Raw genomic sequence first — 1,063 nt, 5'->3', positions numbered from 1 at the left:
GAGCGTGTCATAGAAAGCGTCACGTACGAAGCGGCAGGGTGCGGAAAGTGTGTCCAACACCAGCGCAACCCTGCAAAATGTGGCTTCGGTAGACGACTTCTTGAATGCGGCGGCTACCGAAACAGTACCGCTGTTTGAATACCTTGAGTTCCAGTTTCTCAGAGAGTACGACGTGTTCGCCCCCTCGAAGCGGGGGCGAACACGAGTCCATCAGCCACCAGATCTCTTTCGCGGCTTTCTCCACTGCTACTACGAGAACGTCTACGGCACACGTCCAGTTACACGAGAGCTCCGCCACAGCCTCGTCTGGTACTACTGCGGACTCGACAAACCGCCATCAAGAGATACGATTGATCGCTTTCTCACCGATCTCGAACACGTTGTTGACGATATCTTCGACAGGCTCGTCGAGCAGGCCGCCGCTCGCGGCCTGCTCGACTCTACGTACTCTATCGATTCGACTCACGTCGAAGCGATCCAATACAACGACGCTGCCTCGTGGAACTACAACCCTACAGCCGAAGAGCACTACTACGGCTTCGGCTGTACAATCGTCTCAACCGGCTCAAAGATCCCGATAGCAGCGGAATTCACACAAACTAAACAAGCCGGTCAGGAGACGGCGATGCGCGTCACACGTGACGCGCTCGCCGTCGATACACCAACGTGGATGCTTGGAGACAGCGCGTACGACATCCTCGACTGGCACGACCACCTGCTGGCCGCAGGGGTCGTGCCAGTCGCTCCGTACAATCCGCGAAACGCTGACGACCCACTAGACATCGAATACAGGGTCGAAGATCACATCGAAGAATACAGCGAGGATGTCCAGCTGAAGCAATCAACGTTAGACGAGACGTACACCAACCGGACAGGAGTTGAACGAACCAACGACGCAGTCAAGGACTGCGGCCTCGGGCACGTCCGCGCCCGAGGCCGCGTCCACGCACGAACAGAAGTGTTCGTTGCGCTGTGCCTACGGCTCGTTATTGCCATCACCAACTACGAGCGCGGAAACCTACCGGGCTGTGAGAAGCTATGAGATGGATTCTATGACACGCTC

General features: G+C 56.7%; 1 protein-coding gene. It reads left to right on the top strand.

Annotation, left to right across the window (positions count from 1 at the left end):
• The first annotated feature begins 49 nt into the window (after positions 1-49).
• Positions 50-1,042, top strand: a complete 993-nt coding sequence (locus EXE46_RS16150) for a transposase (RefSeq protein ID WP_137689358.1) — start codon at positions 50-52, stop codon at positions 1,040-1,042.
• The last annotated feature ends 21 nt before the right edge of the window (positions 1,043-1,063 follow it).

It is taken from the genome of Halorubrum sp. GN11_10-6_MGM, from assembly GCF_005435165.1.
Lineage (GTDB): Archaea > Halobacteriota > Halobacteria > Halobacteriales > Haloferacaceae > Halorubrum.
Note: the sequence above shows the minus strand (reverse complement) of the source record. Positions and strands in the feature narration are given on the sequence as shown.